At 73.7% G+C, this 18501-nt stretch carries 15 protein-coding genes; 12 read left to right on the top strand and 3 right to left on the bottom strand.

Features of this window, described 5'->3' with window-relative positions:
- Positions 1–71 precede the first annotated feature (71 nt).
- On the bottom strand, positions 72–3242 hold the full coding sequence (locus ACOOHE_RS18410) for a hypothetical protein (RefSeq protein ID WP_420455556.1): 3171 nt from the start codon (positions 3240–3242) through the stop codon (positions 72–74).
- 383 nt (positions 3243–3625) lie between these two features.
- Between ACOOHE_RS18410 and ACOOHE_RS18405 the strand changes: the two genes are divergently transcribed.
- Both ACOOHE_RS18405 and ACOOHE_RS18400 read left to right on the top strand, forming a co-directional pair.
- Positions 3626–4381, top strand: a complete 756-nt coding sequence (locus ACOOHE_RS18405) for a hypothetical protein (RefSeq protein ID WP_420455555.1) — start codon at positions 3626–3628, stop codon at positions 4379–4381.
- Positions 4382–4471: 90 nt separating this feature from the next.
- Positions 4472–5470, top strand: a complete 999-nt coding sequence (locus ACOOHE_RS18400; RefSeq protein ID WP_420455554.1) for a hypothetical protein — start codon at positions 4472–4474, stop codon at positions 5468–5470.
- A 52-nt stretch (positions 5471–5522) separates the two neighbouring features.
- Here the strand turns inward: ACOOHE_RS18400 and ACOOHE_RS18395 are convergent, their stop codons facing one another.
- The gene (locus ACOOHE_RS18395; protein ID WP_420455553.1) at positions 5523–6044 is read right to left on the bottom strand and encodes a J domain-containing protein; all 522 of its coding nucleotides are present in this window, start codon (positions 6042–6044) and stop codon (positions 5523–5525) included.
- A 398-nt stretch (positions 6045–6442) separates the two neighbouring features.
- On the opposite strand from ACOOHE_RS18395, the gene argG reads away from it, so the two are divergent.
- The 8 genes from argG (at position 6443) to argH (ending at position 15872) form a co-directional block, all read left to right on the top strand.
- On the top strand, positions 6443–7672 hold the full coding sequence (gene argG, locus ACOOHE_RS18390) for an argininosuccinate synthase (RefSeq protein WP_420455552.1): 1230 nt from the start codon (positions 6443–6445) through the stop codon (positions 7670–7672).
- Between the two features lie 77 nt (positions 7673–7749).
- Positions 7750–8886, top strand: coding sequence for a hypothetical protein (locus ACOOHE_RS18385; RefSeq protein ID WP_420455551.1), 1137 nt, complete (start codon positions 7750–7752; stop codon positions 8884–8886).
- Positions 8883–9953, top strand: coding sequence for an N-acetyl-gamma-glutamyl-phosphate reductase (gene argC, locus ACOOHE_RS18380; RefSeq protein WP_420455550.1), 1071 nt, complete (start codon positions 8883–8885; stop codon positions 9951–9953). The genes ACOOHE_RS18385 and argC overlap by 4 nt, the downstream gene beginning before the upstream one ends.
- Before the next feature lie 152 nt (positions 9954–10105).
- The gene (locus tag ACOOHE_RS18375) at positions 10106–11299 is read left to right on the top strand and encodes an aspartate aminotransferase family protein (RefSeq protein ID WP_420455549.1); all 1194 of its coding nucleotides are present in this window, start codon (positions 10106–10108) and stop codon (positions 11297–11299) included.
- 45 nt (positions 11300–11344) lie between these two features.
- Positions 11345–12391, top strand: a complete 1047-nt coding sequence (locus tag ACOOHE_RS18370) for an N-acetylornithine carbamoyltransferase (RefSeq protein WP_420455548.1) — start codon at positions 11345–11347, stop codon at positions 12389–12391.
- A gap of 71 nt (positions 12392–12462) precedes the next feature.
- On the top strand, positions 12463–13224 hold the full coding sequence (gene argB / locus ACOOHE_RS18365) for an acetylglutamate kinase (RefSeq protein WP_420455547.1): 762 nt from the start codon (positions 12463–12465) through the stop codon (positions 13222–13224).
- A 191-nt stretch (positions 13225–13415) separates the two neighbouring features.
- Positions 13416–14504, top strand: a complete 1089-nt coding sequence (locus ACOOHE_RS18360; protein ID WP_420455546.1) for a M20/M25/M40 family metallo-hydrolase — start codon at positions 13416–13418, stop codon at positions 14502–14504.
- 48 nt (positions 14505–14552) lie between these two features.
- A complete protein-coding gene (argH, locus tag ACOOHE_RS18355; protein WP_420455545.1) occupies positions 14553–15872 on the top strand; it encodes an argininosuccinate lyase in 1320 nt (439 codons plus the stop codon).
- On the opposite strand, the gene ACOOHE_RS18350 is transcribed toward argH, so the two are convergent.
- Complete coding sequence (locus tag ACOOHE_RS18350) at positions 15869–16483, bottom strand: septal ring lytic transglycosylase RlpA family protein (RefSeq protein WP_420455544.1); 615 nt, start codon at positions 16481–16483, stop codon at positions 15869–15871. The genes argH and ACOOHE_RS18350 overlap by 4 nt on opposite strands.
- Before the next feature lie 271 nt (positions 16484–16754).
- Between ACOOHE_RS18350 and ACOOHE_RS18345 the strand changes: the two genes are divergently transcribed.
- Positions 16755–17396: a Rad52/Rad22 family DNA repair protein gene (locus ACOOHE_RS18345; protein ID WP_420455543.1), complete on the top strand. Its 642-nt coding sequence runs from the start codon at positions 16755–16757 to the stop codon at positions 17394–17396.
- Between the two features lie 118 nt (positions 17397–17514).
- Positions 17515–18483, top strand: coding sequence for a hypothetical protein (locus ACOOHE_RS18340; RefSeq protein ID WP_420455542.1), 969 nt, complete (start codon positions 17515–17517; stop codon positions 18481–18483).
- The last annotated feature ends 18 nt before the right edge of the window (positions 18484–18501 follow it).

Genomic DNA, 18501 nt, shown 5'->3' with positions numbered 1-18501 from the left:
GAGAGCCGAGTTCAGGGCGGTGTGGGAGTCGTCGGCACGGAACCGAATCGCCCCTTCCACCCTCGGCTCGGCTAGAACGGCACGGCGGCCTGGATGCGGTAGTACAGGTCGAGGTCGTCGAAGGCCCGCTCGCCGTCCCACAGTTCGTCCAGCGTCGAGGCCGGCGTCGCCAGCCCGACGGCGTGGCGCAGCTCGAACCCGCCGAGCGACACGAGGTTGGCCACCTCGACGCCGACGCCGACGCGCCGAGCGGCGTTGTCGAAGTCCGAGCCCGTCCACACCAGCCCGCCGTCGACGAACAGCGAGGGCGAGATGGGCCCGAACCGTGCCAGCCCGAGCACCGTCGTCTGGAGGTCGACCAGGATCGGCAGTCGCAGCTCGGCCGTCCCGAACAGGGACCGCGTGCCGACGGCGTAGCTCCGGTACCCGCGCACGCGCTCGGCGTCGTCCAGCGTCAGCGCGCCGACGAACGGGAGCTGGACGTCGACGTCGTCATAGCGCGCCAGGCCGACGTAGTCCTGAGCGAGGGTCTCGCCGACCACGGCCGTCGCGCGGCCCTTCAAGAAGAGCCGCGTCCGCCCCAAGCCGACCGGCTGGACGTGGTAGCCGAGCGCGTCCGGCCGGAGGAAGGCATCGCCGCCGAGCGCGGGCACGCCGGCCGTGAGCCGGGCGCGGAGGCCGGTCCCGTCGAGCGGCGTGATCCCGTTCCACCGGTACGGCCGCTGGAACTTGTACGCGGCCCCGACCTGGACGTCGAACCGGGTCCCGGCCTCGGGCACGCCCAGCCCCGTCGTCTCGATGTCGTCGAACCGGTCGAGCGCGAGCGGGCTGGCGTAGGCGTAGCGGACGCGCGCGCCGACGAGGGTCGTCGTGTACGGCCGGTCGATGAGGTCGAGCGCCAGCGACGCCGAGAGGTCGCCGCCGGTCAGGTCCTCGACGAGCACGCTCGACCCGTAGAAGCTCGACGGCGACGGGAAGCGGTACAGGTCCAGCGTCAGCGTCGGCGCGAGCTGCTGGTTGACGTACGACAGCAGCAGGAACGACTTGTCGACGGGCCGGGTGACGGAGACGCCCGCGAGCACCGCCAGCTGGTGCTTGCCGAGCGGCTCGAGAAAGAGCGAGTTGGCGAACACGCCCCAGTCGTCGTCGGCCGTGAAGAGGGCGCCGTCCTCGCCGGGGTCGCCATAGGGGAGCGCGAGCGTGATCGCGTGCGTGACGTTCGCCCACGAGTTGTACGGCCGGCGCTCCCGGATCAGCGCCGGGTCGGGCGCGATGGCGTCGGGGATGGTGACCGGCGGCCGGTGCGAGGTCCACGCGGCGTACGCCGGCGGCACCGCTACGGAGTCGGCCACGACCGTCGGCCGGCGCCGGGCGTCGACGACGAACACGCGGTCGCGGCGCTTGGTCTCGCTCGACACGAGCACCAACCGGCCGGCCGGATGGAGGCTGTCCGGCGGCAACCAGTCGTGGACCGCGGCCCCGTCGTAGAGGAACGTGACGCGCTGCGCGCTGCGCGCGGGGACTCGGGACTGGGGACTGGGGGCAAGCGAGTCTGAGCCGAGAGGGCGGGCCGAGACCGCTTGTTCCATCTCTTCCCTCACGTTCGGAGCAGAGGGGGAGCGGACCACATCCCCGGTCCCCAGTCCCCAGTCCCCAGTCCCCCCCACAAACACATTGGGCGCCCGGTCCCGGAGCGACGTGAACGCCAGCGAGTCGCCGGCCGCGTTCCAGACCGGCAAGCGGTCGTCGCGCTCGGCCCGAGGTGTGGCCGCGTCGGTGTCGAGGCGGGTGACGGTGCCCGTCGCCGTGTCGAGCGTGGCGAGGTGGCGTGTGCCGTCGGCGTCGAAGAGCGAGAACGCGATGCGCGCCCCGTCGGGCGACCACCGGGCCGTCGGGATCTGGACGTCGCCGGTGAAGGCCGTCAGCGGACGCTCGGCGCCGGTCTCGAGGTCGAGCTCGAACAGGTTGGCCGTCGAGCCGTCCGCGCCAACGAAGGCGAGCCGCCGGCCGTCGGGGGCGAACGTGGGTGAGATGGCCCGGCGGTCCGTCGTCAGCCGCCGGAGGCCGCCGCCGGCCGAGCGGACGAGGTACAGGTCGTTGACGAGCGAGCCGAAGGCGCCCCGGCGCGTCCGCGCGAACGCGAGGTGCTCGCCGTCGGGGCTCCACGAGATCGGGCCGGTGATCGACCCCTCGGCCAGAATGCGCAGGTCGCCCGACGTGCTGTCGGCCCCGGGGTTCTTGATCGTGATGAGCCGGCGGACGGGCCGGTTGAGGCTCGGCAACACCACGGCCGCCACGCGCGCCGTGTCCGGGCTGAACGCCACGTCGTACACGACCTGCCCCGGGAGGCCGAACGGCCGTGCGTCGAGCGAGTCGAGCCGCTCCATCTGCCCCGCCTGCGTGTTGTAGTACACGTTGACGTGCTTCCGCCACTCCTCGTTGAACGTGGCGTAGCTCTCGCCCGTCACCGCGCGGAACGCGGTCCCGAAGTCGTGGATCCGCCCGAGCCCGAGCAGGACCGGCGTCCGATGCGCCAGGATCTTGGCGAGCGTCGAGTCGCCGCGGCTCTGGGCGAGGTACCGGACCTGGCTGTTGCCGACGGCGTAGCGGAGCCGGCCGTTCTGGGGGCTCGTCCCGTCGGCGTAGCTCAGGCGGTCCTCGAAGGTGGCGGTCCTCAGCCAGCGGTCGCCGCGCTGGGCGTCCCACCGCTCGGTCGCGTACTGGGCCAGCCCCTCGGTCCAGAAGCTCGGCAGCGGGTCGCCGAAAAAGATGTCGAGCAGGCCCAGGTTCGAGCGGATCGCCCGGTAATGGACCAGGTGGGCCACCTCGTGGGCGATCACCTTGCGGAGCCACTTGACGTCGCCGGTCCAGATCTCGGCCGTCTCGTTGACGTGGACCCAGATGGTCGTGAACCCGCTCGGCCCGACGTTGTAGGCGATCCCGTTGGCGATCTCGTCCTCGTCCGAGAGGTAGATCCGGATGGGCTCGGGGAACGCGAGCGCCGTCGAGTCCGGGCTGAAGGTGACCGTGAGCGCGTCGAACGTGGCCTCGGCGACGGCGGCGGCCTCGGCCTCGATGCCCGCCAGCCGCGACGGGTAGATGATCTCGAAGTGCTCGGTCGTGGCCACCTGCCAGTCGAGCTCGGGGTGGTTCCGCCCGTTGAACAGCCCGAACCCGACCTGGGCCGACGGCGCGCCGGCGACGAGCGCCAGCAGGGCGAGCAGAAGCGGGAGGCGAGACATGGGCGTCCGGGGAGGGCGGAAGGTAGGCCGCTCGCCAGGTGACTCGGGTCTCGGGAGAGGGCGACGTGGGGCGAGCGCCGTCTCCCCAGATCTGTCATCCTGAGCCTGCGAAGAGCCTGCCCCCGCGAAGGCGGGGGATCTCAGCACGATCTCCGAGCCCTCTCCACCGCTCCCTGCGACTCGGCTACCGCGTCGAGATCCTTGGCTCCGCTCAGGATGACAAGGGGAGAGGGTGCCAGCGAACGGAGAGCCACTCCGCCAGTCGTCCGGTCCGCCGTCCTCGGTCCGCCGCCCTCGGCGTGTGACAAAGCGGTGGCACCCGCACCCTATATCATTCGCGTGCGCGTGCGCGAGACGCCGCGCCCCCCTTCCCCAACTCCGCCATGACCCGCGTCCCCACCCCCGCCCGCCTCGGCGGCCCGTCCGACTGGGCCCGCGCCCTCGCCACCGGCCCGCACTACGAGCCGCCGTACCCCGGCGCCGTCCAGGACGAGCTCGCGTGGCACCTCGTGAAGGTGCTCCGCGAGGACGCCCACCTCCGGTCCGAGGTCGAGGTCGAAGTCCCCGCCTCGGCCGACTGGCCCGCCTCGGGCTCCGGCCCGGCGTTCTTCACGCTCGACCTGGTCGTCGAGGTGCCCGTCGCGACCGACGGCGGTGTGCCCGAGGTCCGGCGCGTCGCGTTCGAGTCCGCCGGGGCAACCGGCCACCGCGCGCTCCGCGACCACGACCGCCGGCTCCGCCGCGACGCGACGCTCCTGGCGAACGGCGCCGTCGACACGATCTACCGGCTCCGTGGGTCCGACCTGCTCGGCCACATGGACGACGTGCTCTACCTGGCGAGCCAGTGGGACGCCGACCTGTTCTCGGAGCGCGGCCGGACGAACCTGGCGACGCTCGCCAGCCGGGAGGCCCGCCAGGTCTCGGTCCGCCCCGAGCAGCCGAGCGTCTTGGTGCCGTACGCGCTCGACGCCGAGGGCGGCTCGCCGGAGCGCCACCTGTGGCACGTCGCGAACGGCCAGGCGCCCCACGTGCTCGTCCGCCGGCTCGACCGCCGGTTCGAGTCGGTGTGGGCCCCCTACGCCGACCGGCCGCTCCGCGCCGTCGAGGCCGACCGGGCGCCGCTCCGCAAGGCGAGCTGATCCGAGTCCGGCCGGCCGGGTGCGGCGTGTGACACGTCGTTGACACCCGGCTGCCCTAGGCTGTGACCACTGGCGATCCCCCCCCCAAAAATGACTCCCGTCCATCCCCTCAGCCGTCGGCCGCAGCAGCGGCGTCTCGTCGTCGCCGTCCGCGGCCCGGCGGGCACCGGCAAAAGCTGGTTCGCCGCGTCCCTCGCCGACGCCGGCCTGGGCCGACTGTGCTTTTTCGACACCGAGCGGAAAGCGCGGCTGTTGCCCGGCGCCGACGGCTCGCACTACGACGCCATCGAGGTCGAGCATCCCGACGAGCTGTTGCCGTTCGTCGACTGGGCGCTCGGCGAGGGCCGTACCGAACAGGGCTACGGCTGCTTCGCCCTCGACAGCTGGGCCATGTACTTCGGCCGGAAGCACCGGGCGACGGTTCAGGCCGTTCGAGACCGGACCGGCGACCCGACGGCCCAGCCTTCGGCCGACGAGCTCCAGGCCGACCAGGTCGTGTTCCAGGAAGTCCTGCGCCGGCTGTGTGTCGACTCCGGCGCCTGCGTCGTCATCACGGACCAGATTGCGGCGCGCGGCAAGCAGGACCGCGAGGAGAACGAGGTCGGCCGCGTGCTGCCGATGACGACGTCCGGCCTCGAGTACTTCGTCGACGTCATGTTGGAGCTGTCGCTGCGGCAGGACGGGTTCGAGACGCGCCGTGTGGCGACCGTCGTCAAGTCGAACGCGCCGGACCTCCCCGTCGGGACGGAGTTCGACGACCCGTCGTTCGCCGACGTTCTGGCCCAGCTCGGCGTGGGCCCGACGCCCCAGCCGGTCGAGACGCCCGTGTTGCCCGAGCCGGCCCTCGACGCGCCGGCCGGCCCGACGCTGGCGGACCTGTTGGCGGAGGCCGAGGGCGTCGGCGTCGGCCGGCCCCAGGTGCTGCTGGCGGCCCGTCACTACTGCGGCGTCCAGGCCCTCGACGAGCTCACGCCGGACCAGACGGCCGACCTCCTCGACCGGATGCGCGAGCGCTACGCGGCGTCCGGCGACAGCGCAGCGACGGAGGAGCCGGAGGTCCGGGTGAGCCGGCGCAAGAAGGCCGCCTGACCTCGTCGGCGCGTCGGTAGCGGGCCGCTTCTCGTTCGGCGGGCCGGCGCCGTCACTGGCGACCGGCCCGGACGCCTGGCTCGGCCAGAGCCGGATGGGGCCCGAAGACGCACCGGAACCGGTGGGCGCCGAGCGGGACGACCCAGACGCCGAACGCCGGGGCGGTCTCGGTCGCGGCGTAACGAACCACGCACGCCCCGCCCGGCGGAGCGGTGCCGCCCGGCGTCCACCGGCCCGGGCGGCTGGCGGCGTCGTAGTCGACCTTCCGCGTGCCGCCGCGCGTGCGGTGGATCCGGACGGTGCACGTCGGGTACGTCCGCGGGTCCAGGCCGGCGGGGTAGCGCGAGCTGGGTCTCGGAGGCGGCGTGGGCGCCGTCCGCCACCGGCGGCGGGCGCCTTCGAGGTCGTCGGTCAGCACGGCGTAGGCGGCGCGGACGTGGTGGAAGGCCTCGGCCGAGCCGCCCCGGTCGGGGTGGGTCTCCCGAGCGAGGCGCCGGAACGCCCGGCGGACGTCGTCGAGGTCGGCGTCGTACGTCAGCGACAGGACGCGGAAGGGGTCTCGGGGGCCGTCCAACACAGCGGCGAGCGGTCACTGAAAGGGCGCGCGGAAAGGGCGGACGCCGGGGCCTCGACGGCCGGGTGCACCGGCCGCGAGGGGCGGAGTTCCGCCGGAGACTGAGCAGCAACGGCGGACGGGCGCCGGGACCGCCGCCGACCGTGCGTTTTGGGAGATCGGAAGCGCTACCGGCTCGCGGCCCGTTGGCAGACGACCCGGCGTGCCCCTATCCTGCGGCAACCGATCCGCTTTCTGCGTTGACCTTCCTCGCTCTCCTCCGACGTCCCCGACGCCGACCGGCCCCCGCCGGTCCGGGAGACGAGGCCTAGACGGACGGCGCCGCTTTCACCCCAGCGGATCAGCCCTCTCCGACGCCGACTCTTCCCGAGAGTCGGCGTTTTTCGTTTCTGCGCTCCATGCCCGCCCCCATCGCCCTCGCCTTCTCCGGCGGCCTCGACACGTCGTTCTGCGTCCCGTACCTCCGCGAGGAGACGGGCCGCGACGTCCAGACCGTGACCGTCGACACGGGCGGCTTCGACGACGCCGAGCGCGAGCAGATCGCCGCGCGGTCCGCCGAGCTCGGCGCCTCCGGCCACCGGTTGGTTGACGCCCGACGCGACCTGTGGGACCGCGTGCTCCAGTACCTCGTCAAGGGCAACGTGCTGCGGGGCGGCGTCTACCCGCTGTGCGTCGGGCCCGAGCGCGTGGTCCAGGCCCAAGCGCTGGCGACGGCGGCCCGCGAGCTGGGCGCCACGGCCGTGGCCCACGGCTCGACCGGCGCCGGCAACGACCAGATCCGGTTCGACACCGCCCTCCGCCTGCTGGCCGACGCCGGCGACGGCGGGCCGCTCGAAATCCTGACGCCGATCCGCACGCTCTCGCTATCCCGAGACGACTCGACGGCCTACCTGGAGGAACGCGGGGTCGAGGTCGAGACGAAGACGACGGAGTATTCGGTCAACCGTGGGCTGTGGGGGACGACCATCGGCGGCAAGGAGACCCACGACACCGACGGCGTTCTCCCCGAGTCGGCGTGGCCCGACACGGTCGCCCCGGCCGACGCGCCCGACACGCCGCACCGCTTTCAGATCCGGTTCGAGGCCGGCGTCCCCGTCGCCGTCGACGGCGAGATGCTCGACCCGGTGTCGCTCGTCGAGCGGCTCAACCGCGAGGGCGCGGCGCACGGCGTCGGCCGGGGGATCCACGTGGGCGACACGATTCTGGGCATCAAGGGGCGGATCGCGTTCGAGGCGCCGGGCGCGCTCACGCTCGTCGCCGCCCACCGCGAGCTCGAAAAGCTGGTGCTGACGCAGCTCCAGCTCGTCCAGAAGGCGGCGCTCGGCGACCTCTACGGCCGGCTCGTCCACGAGGGCCTCTTTTTCGACCCCGTCTGCCGCGACCTGGAAGCGTTCCTCGACAGCAGCCAGCGGCGCGTGATGGGCGACGTGACGGTCGAGTGGCTCAAGGGCTCGATCCGCGTTCTCGGGGCGACGTCACCGCACTCGCTGTTCGACACGGGCGTGGCCCGCTACGGCGAGGACAACGCCCTGTGGTCCGGCCGCGACGCCGAGGGGTTCGCCCAGATCTACGGGTTGCAGGCACGGCTCGCGGCTCGCGCGGTCGGTGGCGTGCTTCACGAATCGTAGGGGCCCACACGTGTTTCGTGTTGCACGATGGCAGCCCGAGGCACCGACACGCAACACGCAATACGCAGCACCTCCCCATGCCCACCCGCACCATCACGACGCTCACCGCCGACCACGTCGCCAGCAGCGCGGGCCCGTGCGGGCTGGGCCACGAGGTTCGCGTCTCGCCCTACGTCGTCGCCGAGGAGGGGTACTGCTTGGCCGTCCGCGCGCTCGACGCGAAGGACGTCTACAACCAGCTCGAAGGGGCCGACGGCGTCTTTCGGACCATCGAGAAAGGGCAGACGCTGGTCGGCGCGCTCGGCGAACGGCAGGCGCTGAAGGGGTACTCGGGGCGGATCCCCCGCCACGTGTCCGTCGGCGACGTGCTCCACGTCCAGAACATGGGCGGCATCCTGGGCAAGGTGGCCACGCCGCACCCCGACCTCGGCCCGGCGCTCCGCGTCGAGGTGTTGGGCGCCGTGCTGACGGGCGAGCCGCCGCGCCACGCCCGCATTCAGGACACGGCCATCGAGCCGGTCGAGACGCTGGCGACCTCCGCGCCCCTGGTGATGGTGTCCGGGACGGCGATGAACACGGGCAAGACGTTCGCCGCCGCCGCCCTCGTCGGCGGGCTGACGGCGCGGGGGTTGCGCGTCGCTGCGGCCAAGCTGACCGGCGCGGCGTTGCAGCGCGACGTCCGGGCGATGGTGGCGCAGGGGGCCGTCGTGTCCGCCAGCTTTATCGAGGCCGGCGCCGTCGCCACGACGGGCCGCGACATGGTGCCCGTCGCCAAGGGGATCATCGCCCACCTCAACCGCGCGGCCCAAGCCCAGGGCGGCCCGCCCGACGTGCTGGTGCTCGAGCTCGGCGACGGCGTGATCGGGCCGTACGGCGTCGACCAGATCCTGGAGGACATGGAGCTCCAGCGGCTGACGGCCGTCCACGTGTTGGCGGCGACGGACCTGGCGGGCGCGTGGGCGTGTGACCAGCTGTTCCGCCAGCGCTACCGCGCCGAGATCGGCGTCGTCGTCGGCCCGGCGACCGACACCGACGTGGGCAAACGGTACCTCCAGACGTCGCTCGGCATCCCGGCCCTCAACGCGCGCTCCGAGCCCGACGCGCTCGTCTCGCTCGTCGCCGAGGACGTGCTCGAGCGGAAGGCGTGGGCCGAGGCGCCGAGCCCGCTCCCCACGTTCAACGGCCCCCGGCGGCCCCTCACCCCGAGCCCATGAGCCCGATCCGAGCGGCCGTCCTCCACGGCGCCGGCTACGCGGGCGGCGAGCTGCTGGCGCTGCTGCTGTCGCACCCGCTGGCGGAGCCCACCGTCGTCACGTCCCGCAGCCAGGCCGGCGAGCCGGTGTGGACGACGCACCCGCGCCTGCGCGGCCAGTCCGATCTCGTCTATTCGGACCCCGCCGATCTCGATCCGGAGTCGTTCGACGTGGCCTTCGTCTGCGCCGAGCACGGGCAGGGCGCAGCGGCCGTGGGGTCGCTCCGCGCGTCCGGTTTCGACGGGCTCATCGTCGACCTCAGCGCCGACCACCGGCTCGACTCAGTGGCCACCTACGAAGCCGTCTACGGCCTGACGCACCCGGACCCCGAGGCGATGCGCTCGGCCGTCTACGGGCTGGCGGAGGTGAACGCGGACCGGATCGCGGGGGCGACCCTGGTGGCCAACCCGGGCTGCTTTGCGACCGGCCTGAGCCTGGCGCTGTGGCCGTTGGTCGGTCTCCTCGGACGGTTCGAGGCGTCGGTGACGGCGCTGACCGGGGCCTCGGGCTCTGGCGCCCGGCCCTCGGCGACGACGCACTACCCGCGGCGCGACGGCAACGTGCGGGCGTACAAGCCGCTGGCGCACCGTCACCTGGCGGAGGTGCAGGAGGTGCTGGGCGACGGCGCGTCCGTCCACTTTGTCCCGGTCTCGGGCCCGTGGACGCGCGGGATCTGGGGGACAGCGCATGTCGCGCTGCCCGAATCCGTCGACTTCGACACCGTGACCGGCACGTTCGAGTCGGCCTACGGTGGGCGCCCGTGTGTCCGGCTGTCGCCCGGCGTGCTGCCCGAGCTCCTGCCGACGGTCGGGACGCCGTTCTGCGACCTCGGCTGGGTGGCGCGCGACGGCCACCTCGTCGTCGGGGTCGCGCTCGACAACCTGCTGAAGGGGGCCGCGTCGCAGGCGGTTCAGAACCTCAACCTCGCGTGTGGCTGGCCCGAGGCGCTGGGCCTGCTGCCCGGCGTGGCCGTAGGGGACACGGTTCGTCGTGTTCCTGCTTCTCCCTTTCATTCCATGTCATCCTGAGCGAATGCGAAGGATCTAGCTGCTCGCCGTTCGGTGGCCGCGACAGACTCGGAGGCAGCGTCCGGCAGATCCTTCGCTGACGCTCAGGATGACAAGGGTGGGGGACCGTACCCGCCTCCCCCATCGTCCCTCCCCCGATCATCCATCACCCGATGACTGAGACCCTGACCGACCCGATGGCGCTCGAAGACGCCGTCACGCTGCCGACCTACGCCAAGCCGCCGGTCGCGCTCGTGCGCGGCGACGGCACGCGCGTGTGGGACGTCGACGGGGCCGAGTACCTCGACTTCTACGGTGGCCACTGCGTCGCGCTGCTCGGCCACTGCCCGCCGCGCGTGGTCGAGGCGATCCGCCGGCAGGCGGGCGAACTGCTGTTCTACTCGAACGCCGTCTACAGCCCCGTCCGCGCCGATGCCGCCCAGGCGCTGGTGGAGCTGGCGCCCGACGGGCTCGGCCGCGTGTTCTGGTGCAACTCGGGGACCGAGGCCAACGAGGCCGCCCTCAAGCTGGCGCGGGCGTTCACCGGCCGGAGCCGCGTCGTCGCCTTCGGCGACGGGTTCCACGGACGAACGCTAGGCGCGCTCGCGGCCACCCACGGTGACAGCTACCACGCGCCGTACCGGGCCGTCCTGCCCGAGACCGCGTGGGTCCCGTTCGGCTGGGAGGGCGCCGTCGAACAAGCGCTGGCCGATGAGGACGTGGCCGCGCTCATCTTGGAGCCGATGCAGTCGATGGCCGGCGTCACCGAGGCCCGGCCCGCGTTCTACCGCGCCATCCGCGAGCTCTGCGACCAGACCGGGACCGTGCTCATCTTCGACGAGGTCCAGACCGGCGTCGGGCGGACGGGCGCGTTCCTCTACGGCGACCACGTCGGCGTGACGCCGGACCTGGTGACGCTGGCGAAGAGCCTGGGCGCGGGCGTCCCGGTCGGCGCCGTCCTGGTGAACGACGCCATCGCCGCGACGGTGAAGCCGGGCGACCAGGGGACGACGTTCGGCGGGGGGATGCTGGCGATGGCCGCCGCGAAGGCCACGCTGCGCCAGCTCACCGACGATGGGCTGATGGCTCGGGCCGCCGAGCTGTTCGACCGGATCTCGGATGGGCTGGGCCGAATCGAGGGCGTCGTCGAGGTCCGCGGCCGGGGCTGCCTGATCGGCGTCGCGCTCGACCGGGAGGCCCGGCCGGTTGCCGGCGCGCTCCGTCAGGCGGGCGTCATCGTCGGCACCTCGGGCCGGGCGGACACGCTCCGCCTCATGCCGCCGCTCACGACGACGGACGAGGACGTGGACGAACTGATCCGGCGATTCGCGGCGGTGTTGGGTCGGGGTCCGATGCGTGATCCGTGATGCGTGACTCCCTCGGCAAGCATCACGCATCACGTATCAGCCCCTATGGACCACCTCACCTCCTGGACCGACCTGCCCGCGGCGACGTGGGACGCCTGCCTCGACCGCGCGCTCTGGCACCGGCGGAACCGGACGTGGACCCAGACGGCCGCCGGCCGCGCGCTCGGGCTCGTCTTCTTCAACCCGTCGCTGCGGACGCGCGCGTCGATGGACCTCGCGGCGGCCCACCTCGGCGCGCACGCCGTGACGCTGACGCCCGGCAGCGGGACGTGGGGCTTGGAGACGCGCGACGACGGGCCGATGGACGGCGACGCCGCCGAGCACGTGAAAGAAGCGTTCGGCGTGCTGAGCCGCTACGTCGACGCCCTCGGAGTCCGCACGTTCGCGACCCTGACAGACGCCCAAGCCGACGCCGAGGACCGCGCGTTCCGGGCCGTCGTGGCCGCCTCGACGGTGCCGGTCGTCAACCTCGAGTCGGCGCGGTGGCACCCGTGCCAGGAGCTGGGCGACGCGGCCACGATCACCGACCACCTCGGCGACGTGCGCGGCAAGAGGTTGGTGCTCCACTGGGCGCCGCACCCGAAGCCACTGCCCCGGGCCGTGCCGAACTCGGCGCTGCTGATGGCGGCCCGCCTGGGGATGGAGGTCGTCGTCGCCCGCCCCGACGGGTTCGGGATTGACGAGGACGTGCTCGACGTGGCGCGGCAGGCCGCGGGCCGGTCCGGCGGCTCCGTCACCGAGTCGGCCGACCGGGCTGGGGCGCTGCCGGGCGCTCACGTCGTCTACGCGAAGGCGTGGGCGGGCAACGCCGTCTATGGCTCCCCCGACGCCGAGGCCCGCCAGCGCGCGGCCCACACCGACTGGCGCCTCACGTCCGGCGACCTCGCTCGGACCGACCGCGCGGCCTTCATGCACTGCCTCCCCGTCCGCCGCGGCGTCGTGGTGGACGGCGACGTGCTCGACGGCGACCGGGCCATCCACCTCCTCCAGGCCGAGTACCGGCTCCACGCCCAGAAGGCGATCCTGGAGTGGGTGTGGGGGCTCGGCGAATTTGGAACTCGGAGTTCAGGGGTGGGGGGGGACGGAGCATGAGCGACCCCCACGCGACCTCGGGGATGCGGGCGGAGACCCCCAATCCCCAATCTCCAGTCCCCCGTCCCCTCGTGGTGAAGCTGGGCGGGGCGATCCTGGCCGATGCCGAGGCGCTGGCGGACGTCTGGGCGGGCGTCGCCGCGACGGGTGGGCCGGTGGTGGTCGTCCACGGGGGCGGGCCTCAGGCGACGGCGCTGGCGCGGCGCTTGGGCCACGAGCCGACCCTCGTCGCCGGGCGGCGCGTGACGGGCGACCTCGACCTGGAGGTGGCCCTCTACACGCTGCGCGGCGCGCTCAACGCGCGGCTGGTCGGCGCGGCGCGGGCGGCGGGCACGCGGGCGGTCGGCGTCAGCGGGGCGGATGGGGCGCTCGTGACGGTCACGCGGCGGCCACCCGTCGAGGTGGATGGCGAAGCGGTCGACTTCGGCCACGTCGGCGACGTCGAGGCCGTCGACCCGACGCTCGTGCGGACGCTGCTCGGGGCCGGCTTCGTGCCCGTCGTGGCGACCGTCTGCGCCGACGCGGCGGGCGCGCTCTACAACGTCAACGCCGACACGGTCGCCTTCGAGCTGGCGGCGGCGCTCGGCGCGTCGCGGCTCGACGTGGTGACCGAGGCCGGCGGCGTCCGCCGCGACCCGTCGGACCCCGCCAGCGTCCTCGCCCGGCTCACCGGGGCCGAGGTCGCCGCCGGCGTGGCCGAGGGCTGGATCGCGGGCGGGATGCGGCCCAAGCTCGAGACGGCGCTGGCGGCGCTGGCGCGCGGCGTCCCGTCCGTCCGCGTCTGCGCCCCGGCCGACCTGGGCGGCGACGGGGGCACGGTCGTGGTGCCGTGACATCATCTTCCTCACGTGTCATCCTGAGCAGAGCGAAGGATCTACTCGACGCTGCCTCCGAGCCTGTCGCGACCCCCGAGCGACGAGCGGCTAGATCGACTCCGGCCGAGGACGGCCTCCGCTCAGGATGACAAGGGTGGCCCCACTTCACCCGCACCCCTCTCCCACCTCTCCCTCCCGCATTCCTCCCCGTGACCGTCGTCTCCCTCCACGCTGACCTCGTCCGCATCCCCTCGCTGAGCTTCCAGGAGGCGGCGGCGGCCGACCACGTCGAGGCGGTCCTGCGCGGCGTCGGCGGGCTCGACGTGCTCCGCCACGACCACAACGTGGTCGCCAGCCTGGGCGACGGCGACGACGTGCTCCTGCTGTGCTCGCACCTCGACGTGGTCCCGCCGAGCCAGGGCCACCCCCACCCCCCGTTCTCGCCGACGACCGTCGACGGCGCGGTCTACGGGCGCGGCGCCGTCGACGCGAAGGCCAGCGGCGCGGCCATGCTGACGGCGCTCGCGACGCTGGCCGAGTCGGGCTGGCGGCCTCCGGCGACCGGCCGCCTGGTCGTCGCGCTGACCGAGTGCGAGGAGACCGGCGCCGAGAACAACGGGATGGAGAAGCTCCGCGAGCGCGTGTTCGGGACGGCGCTCCCCGAGGTCTCCGCCGCCATCGTCGGCGAGCCGACCGAGCTGCGGCCGTGCCTCGCCCAGAAGGGACTGCTCATCCTGACGGCGACGGCCGAGGGCGAGACGGCCCACGCCGCGCGTGCCCACCTCGGCACAAACGCGCTGACGGTCGCCGCTCGCGACCTCTTGGCCATCGACGCGCTGGCGTTCGAGAGGAGCGACCCGCTGCTCGGCTGGCCGACGGCGACGGCCACGATGATCGAGGGCGGGACGGCCAAAAACGTCGTCCCGGACCGGTGCCGGATCACGCTCGACGTCCGCTCGACGCCCGCGTACACGCACGCCGAGTTGACCGCGCTCGTCCGCGACGCGCTCGAAAGCCGGGTCGAGGTCTATTCCGACCGGCTCGTCCCGTGCGCCACCGCCGCCGACTGCCGGATTGTGCAGGCGACCACCGGCGCCCTCTCCGCCCTCGGCTGGGACGCCGCGCCGTTCGGCAGTCCCACGGCCTCCGACTGGATCCACCTCGCCGACGTGCCGGCCGTCAAGATCGGCCCCGGCCGCAGCGAGCTTTCCCACACGCCCGACGAGCACGTCGAGATCGCCCAGCTCGAGGCCGCCGTCGAGGTCTACGCCGAGATCGCCCGGCGGTATTTCCGGTAGGTACGGGGTACACGGTACCTGGTACGCCCTCCCACTTCTCTCCGAGTCATGTCTGACCGTACCCCGAACCTCGTACCCCGTACCCCCATCTGGCACAAAGGCACCGCCGCCGCCGACTGGGTGACGCGGTTCACCGTCGGCGAGGACTGGCGGTGGGACACGGTCCTGCTGCCGTACGACCTGGAGGGGACGCGGGCCCACGCCTGGGCGCTCGGCCGGGTCGGCGTGCTGACGGAGGCGGAGGTGGCCGAGGTCGGCGCGGCGCTCGACGCGATCCGGGCCGAGTGGGAGGCCGGAGACGTCGTCGTCCGCCCGGAGGACGAGGACATGCACACCGTCATCGAGCGCGAGCTGACGGCGCGGCTGGGCGACGCGGGGAAAAAGATCCACGCTGGCCGCTCGCGGAACGACCAGGTGCTGGTGGCCCTCCGCCTGTGGCTCCGCGACGCGCTGGCGCAGGTGGCCGAGGGCGCGGAGGCGGTGGGCGGGGGGCTGCTCGGCCACGCCGACGCGGGCCAGTCGTTGCTGATGCCGGGCTACACGCATGGCCAGCGCGCCATGCCGACGACCGTCGCCGTCTGGGCCGCCGGCTACGCCGACCTCCTGGCCGACGACCTCGGCACGTTGGCTGCGGCGCGTCGGCTGGCGAACACGTCGCCGTGGGGGAGCGCGGCCGGCTACGGCGTCCCCGTCCTCGACCTCCCCCGCGACGCCGTCGCCGACCGACTCGGGTTCGAGCGGACGCAGGCCGTCGCCGCGGTCCAATTGTCGCGGGGGAAGTCGGAGGGCGCCGTCGTCCACGCCCTCGTCCAGATCGGGCTCACGCTGAACCGGCTGGCGAGCGACCTCGCCCTGTTCGCGACGGCCGAGTTCGGGTTCGTCACGCTACCGGCCGAGCACACGACGGGCTCGTCGATCATGCCCCAGAAGCGGAACCCGGACGTCCTGGAGCTCGCGCGGGCGACGGCCCACCGGCTCACGGCTGAGCTCCACCTGCTGCTCACGCTGCCCGCGAACCTCCCCGGCGGCTACCACCGCGACCTCCAGCTCACGAAGGAGGCCACGATGCGGGCCGTCCTCGCCGCCCAAAACCTGGTGACGGCCGTCGCCGCCGTCCTTCCCAGCGTCCGGTGGCAACCCGACGCGATGCGCGCGGCGCTCTCGCCCGACCTGTTCGCCACGGCCGAGGCGCTCCGGCTCGTGGTCGAGGGGACGCCGTTCCGCGACGCCTACCGCGCCGTCGGCGCCGACCTCGGCTCGCTCTCCGTGCCGAGCGCGGACGACGCGCTGGCAGCCTACACGTCGGACGGGACGCCGGGCCACGTGGACGTCGCCGCGCTCCGCGAGCGGCTGGCGACAGCGGGTTAGCCGCGAGCGCCCGTCGCCTTCGGCAAGCGTTCAAGCTCGACCTCGGCCGTGCCCGACCGCGTCAGGCCGATCTCGTCGGCGGCGGCGCGCGAGACGTCGATCACACGCTCGCCGTGGAACGGGCCCCGGTCGTTGACGCGGACGACGACGCTCCGGCCCGTCCGCGCGTGCGTCACGCGAACGCGGGTGCCGAGCGGCAACGTCCGGTGGGCCGCCGTCAGGTCGGCCGGGTCGAACGGCTCGCCGCTGGCGGTCGGGTTGCCGGCGAGCTCGGCCCCGTAGTAGCTCGCGCGCCCACCCTCGATGGCCGAGGCTGTCCTGGACGGCTCGGCGTCGCTGACGAGGTGGATGGGGACGGCCGGCGGCAGCATCGTCGCGGGCGGCGGGGTCGAGGGCTCAGCGGGAGCGGCCACGACAGCGGGGGCCTCCGAGACCGTCGGCGAGACCGTCGGCGCGTCGGTGCAGGCGGTGCTGCCAGCGGCCAGCAGCGCTACGCTCGTCACGACGGCGGCCCGGCGCCGCGCCCCGGCGATTCGGGACCCGAGCCGGCGGATGCGGCCAGCCACGCGGGAACGGCGGCTGGAGAGGGCGGGGTCAGTCGGCGTCGTCATGGCGTTCGGGATCGGTCGGCCAGGGGGACGCCAGAACCGTTCCGGGCTCCGCAAGGATACGACGCTTCACCCGGGAGTCACGCGGGCTGCCTTCAACCGGCCAGGCTGGCGCGATCCCTGCCGCCGTGTCCGCGACAGGCCGACGCGGGCGCGACGGACTGCGGGCGGGGCCCTGGCCAGCGCTCGCGCCGCGAATCGCTTGGAAAAAAGGGGTGACAGTCTGGTGTCGCCCGCGAGCCGGACCTTTCGGTCCATCCTGCTCCAGACTCCGATGAAGGCCTCCGACCTCCCCCGCCTCGCCGAGCCGTTCGCCCCCTCCGACGTCGAGTGGAAGCCCGGCGCGACCACTCGAGACAAGACCAAGGGCCTGGCCATGGCCTACCTCACCAGCCGCGCCGTCCAGCAGCGGTTCGACGACGTCTGCGGCCCGGGCGACTGGCGGAACGAGTTCCAGTCCGGCCCCGACGGCGGCGTCCTGTGCGGGATCTCCGTCCGCGTCGACCGGGCAGACGGGACGGCCGAGTGGGTCACGAAGTGGGACGGCGCCGACAACTCCCAGGTCGAGGCCGTCAAGGGCGGGCTGTCGGGCGCGATGAAGCGGGCGGCCGTCCAGTGGGGCGTCGGGCGGTACCTCTACGAGCTGCCGGCGACCTGGGTGCGGCTCGACGACCGCGGCCGGTTCGCCGAGCCGCCCCGGATCCCGCGCGAGTTCCTGCCCGACGGGTCGTCTCCTGCGTCGGCCGGCCCCCGCGACGACGCCCGACCGGAGCCCACGCCGCCGAGCCGGGGCCGGGCCGACGGGCCCCCGCAAGAGCCCCGCACGCGGCCCGTTCCGCGGAGCGGGCAGAAGCGGATCGTCCGCCCGGCGTCGTCGGGCGACGGGGACGGCCGGCCCGCCGGTCTGGCCCGCTGATCTGGCAAGGGGGGCGGGGGCTGCACCCGCGGGCTAGGCGGCGCCCCGATTCACGGCCGAGCCCTTGCGCTGGACCCGCCTAAACCCGTACCTAGGGGCGGACCCGCCCCCGCCCCCCATGACCCCGACCGCGATTCGTGGTGCGCTCGCCGTGCTCGCGTTCGGCGTGGGGCCGGCTGTGATGGCCCAGGGCACGTTCCAGACGCTCGACCCGTCGTACGGCGGCGAGACGGCCCGCCGTGGGTTCTATGGCGGGTTCGCCGTCTCCGGCGAGGCGGCCTACCGCGACGCCGACCTCTTGGACCGCGTCGAGCCCGGCGCTCCGGCCCCCAGCGACCTCTCGCTCGCGGCCCGGCTCGACTACGCCTTGCTCCCCCAGGTCGACCTCGCGCTCGTCGCCGAGCTCACCGGGGCCGCCCAGAACGGGCGGATGGGGCTGAGCTGGGTCGTCGTCAAGCCGTACTGGCACAACGAGGGGACCGACTACGCCATCCGCGTCGCCGTCGACCCGGTCAGCGAGGGGGGCCTCGGGTTCCGCCAGACCGACGTCGCGTTCCTGTCCACGACGGCCCTCTCGCCGACGGTGACGAGCGACCTCTCGATCGGCCTGCGCCGCTTGCGCACGGGCTACAGCGACCCGGCCCCGGGTGAGATCGACCTGGACCCCGACGCCGAGCCCGTCTTCGCCGACGACCGGCTGAACGGGAGCACGACGGGCCTCGTCCGGACCCGAGCCGTCGGGCAGTCGGTGCGTGGGGCGTGGGGCTACAACGTCCTCTTCGACCCGGCCGGCAGCCGGTTCGCGTTCGGCTTGGTCGCCGAGGCGGCCGACTACACCATCCTCCGCGCCGACGGCGGCCTGGCCGAGGGCGACGTGGGGGCGGAGCCCGAGGAGGGAGCGTCGGACCGGGTGCGGAGCGCCGTCGGGTGGGCCCGCGTGGGCGTCGAGTTTAGCCGGCCGTACTACCAGCTGGCCCCGTTCGTGAGCGTGCCGATGTTCACCCTGGCCGACGTCCAGGGCGAGCCGGTCCGCCACGGCCCGCGGCTCGAAAAGCTCCGCGTCGGGCTCCGGCTAACGCTCCGGTAGCGTGGACGTGTGGGTCGG

Source organism: Rubrivirga sp., from assembly GCF_965213695.1.
In the GTDB taxonomy this organism is placed as follows: Bacteria; Bacteroidota; Rhodothermia; order Rhodothermales; family Rubricoccaceae; genus Rubrivirga.
The sequence above is the reverse complement of the archived record's forward strand: the minus strand, read 5'-3'. Positions and strand labels throughout refer to the sequence as shown.

What these genes read in the sequence shown, in the direction of transcription:
- ACOOHE_RS18405 (WP_420455555.1), top strand. Translation starts at nt 3,626, where the DNA reads ATGACCCGCGTCCCCACCCCCGCCCGCCTCGGCGGCCCGTCCGACTGG.
- argG (WP_420455552.1), top strand. Translation starts at nt 6,443, where the DNA reads ATGCCCGCCCCCATCGCCCTCGCCTTCTCCGGCGGCCTCGACACGTCG.
- ACOOHE_RS18400 (WP_420455554.1), top strand. Translation starts at nt 4,472, where the DNA reads ATGACTCCCGTCCATCCCCTCAGCCGTCGGCCGCAGCAGCGGCGTCTC.
- ACOOHE_RS18410 (WP_420455556.1), bottom strand. Translation starts at nt 3,242, where the DNA reads ATGTCTCGCCTCCCGCTTCTGCTCGCCCTGCTGGCGCTCGTCGCCGGC.
- ACOOHE_RS18350 (WP_420455544.1), bottom strand. Translation starts at nt 16,483, where the DNA reads ATGACGACGCCGACTGACCCCGCCCTCTCCAGCCGCCGTTCCCGCGTG.
- ACOOHE_RS18345 (WP_420455543.1), top strand. Translation starts at nt 16,755, where the DNA reads ATGAAGGCCTCCGACCTCCCCCGCCTCGCCGAGCCGTTCGCCCCCTCC.
- ACOOHE_RS18385 (WP_420455551.1), top strand. Translation starts at nt 7,750, where the DNA reads ATGCCCACCCGCACCATCACGACGCTCACCGCCGACCACGTCGCCAGC.
- ACOOHE_RS18370 (WP_420455548.1), top strand. Translation starts at nt 11,345, where the DNA reads ATGGACCACCTCACCTCCTGGACCGACCTGCCCGCGGCGACGTGGGAC.
- ACOOHE_RS18340 (WP_420455542.1), top strand. Translation starts at nt 17,515, where the DNA reads ATGACCCCGACCGCGATTCGTGGTGCGCTCGCCGTGCTCGCGTTCGGC.
- ACOOHE_RS18375 (WP_420455549.1), top strand. Translation starts at nt 10,106, where the DNA reads ATGACTGAGACCCTGACCGACCCGATGGCGCTCGAAGACGCCGTCACG.
- argC (WP_420455550.1), top strand. Translation starts at nt 8,883, where the DNA reads ATGAGCCCGATCCGAGCGGCCGTCCTCCACGGCGCCGGCTACGCGGGC.
- argH (WP_420455545.1), top strand. Translation starts at nt 14,553, where the DNA reads ATGTCTGACCGTACCCCGAACCTCGTACCCCGTACCCCCATCTGGCAC.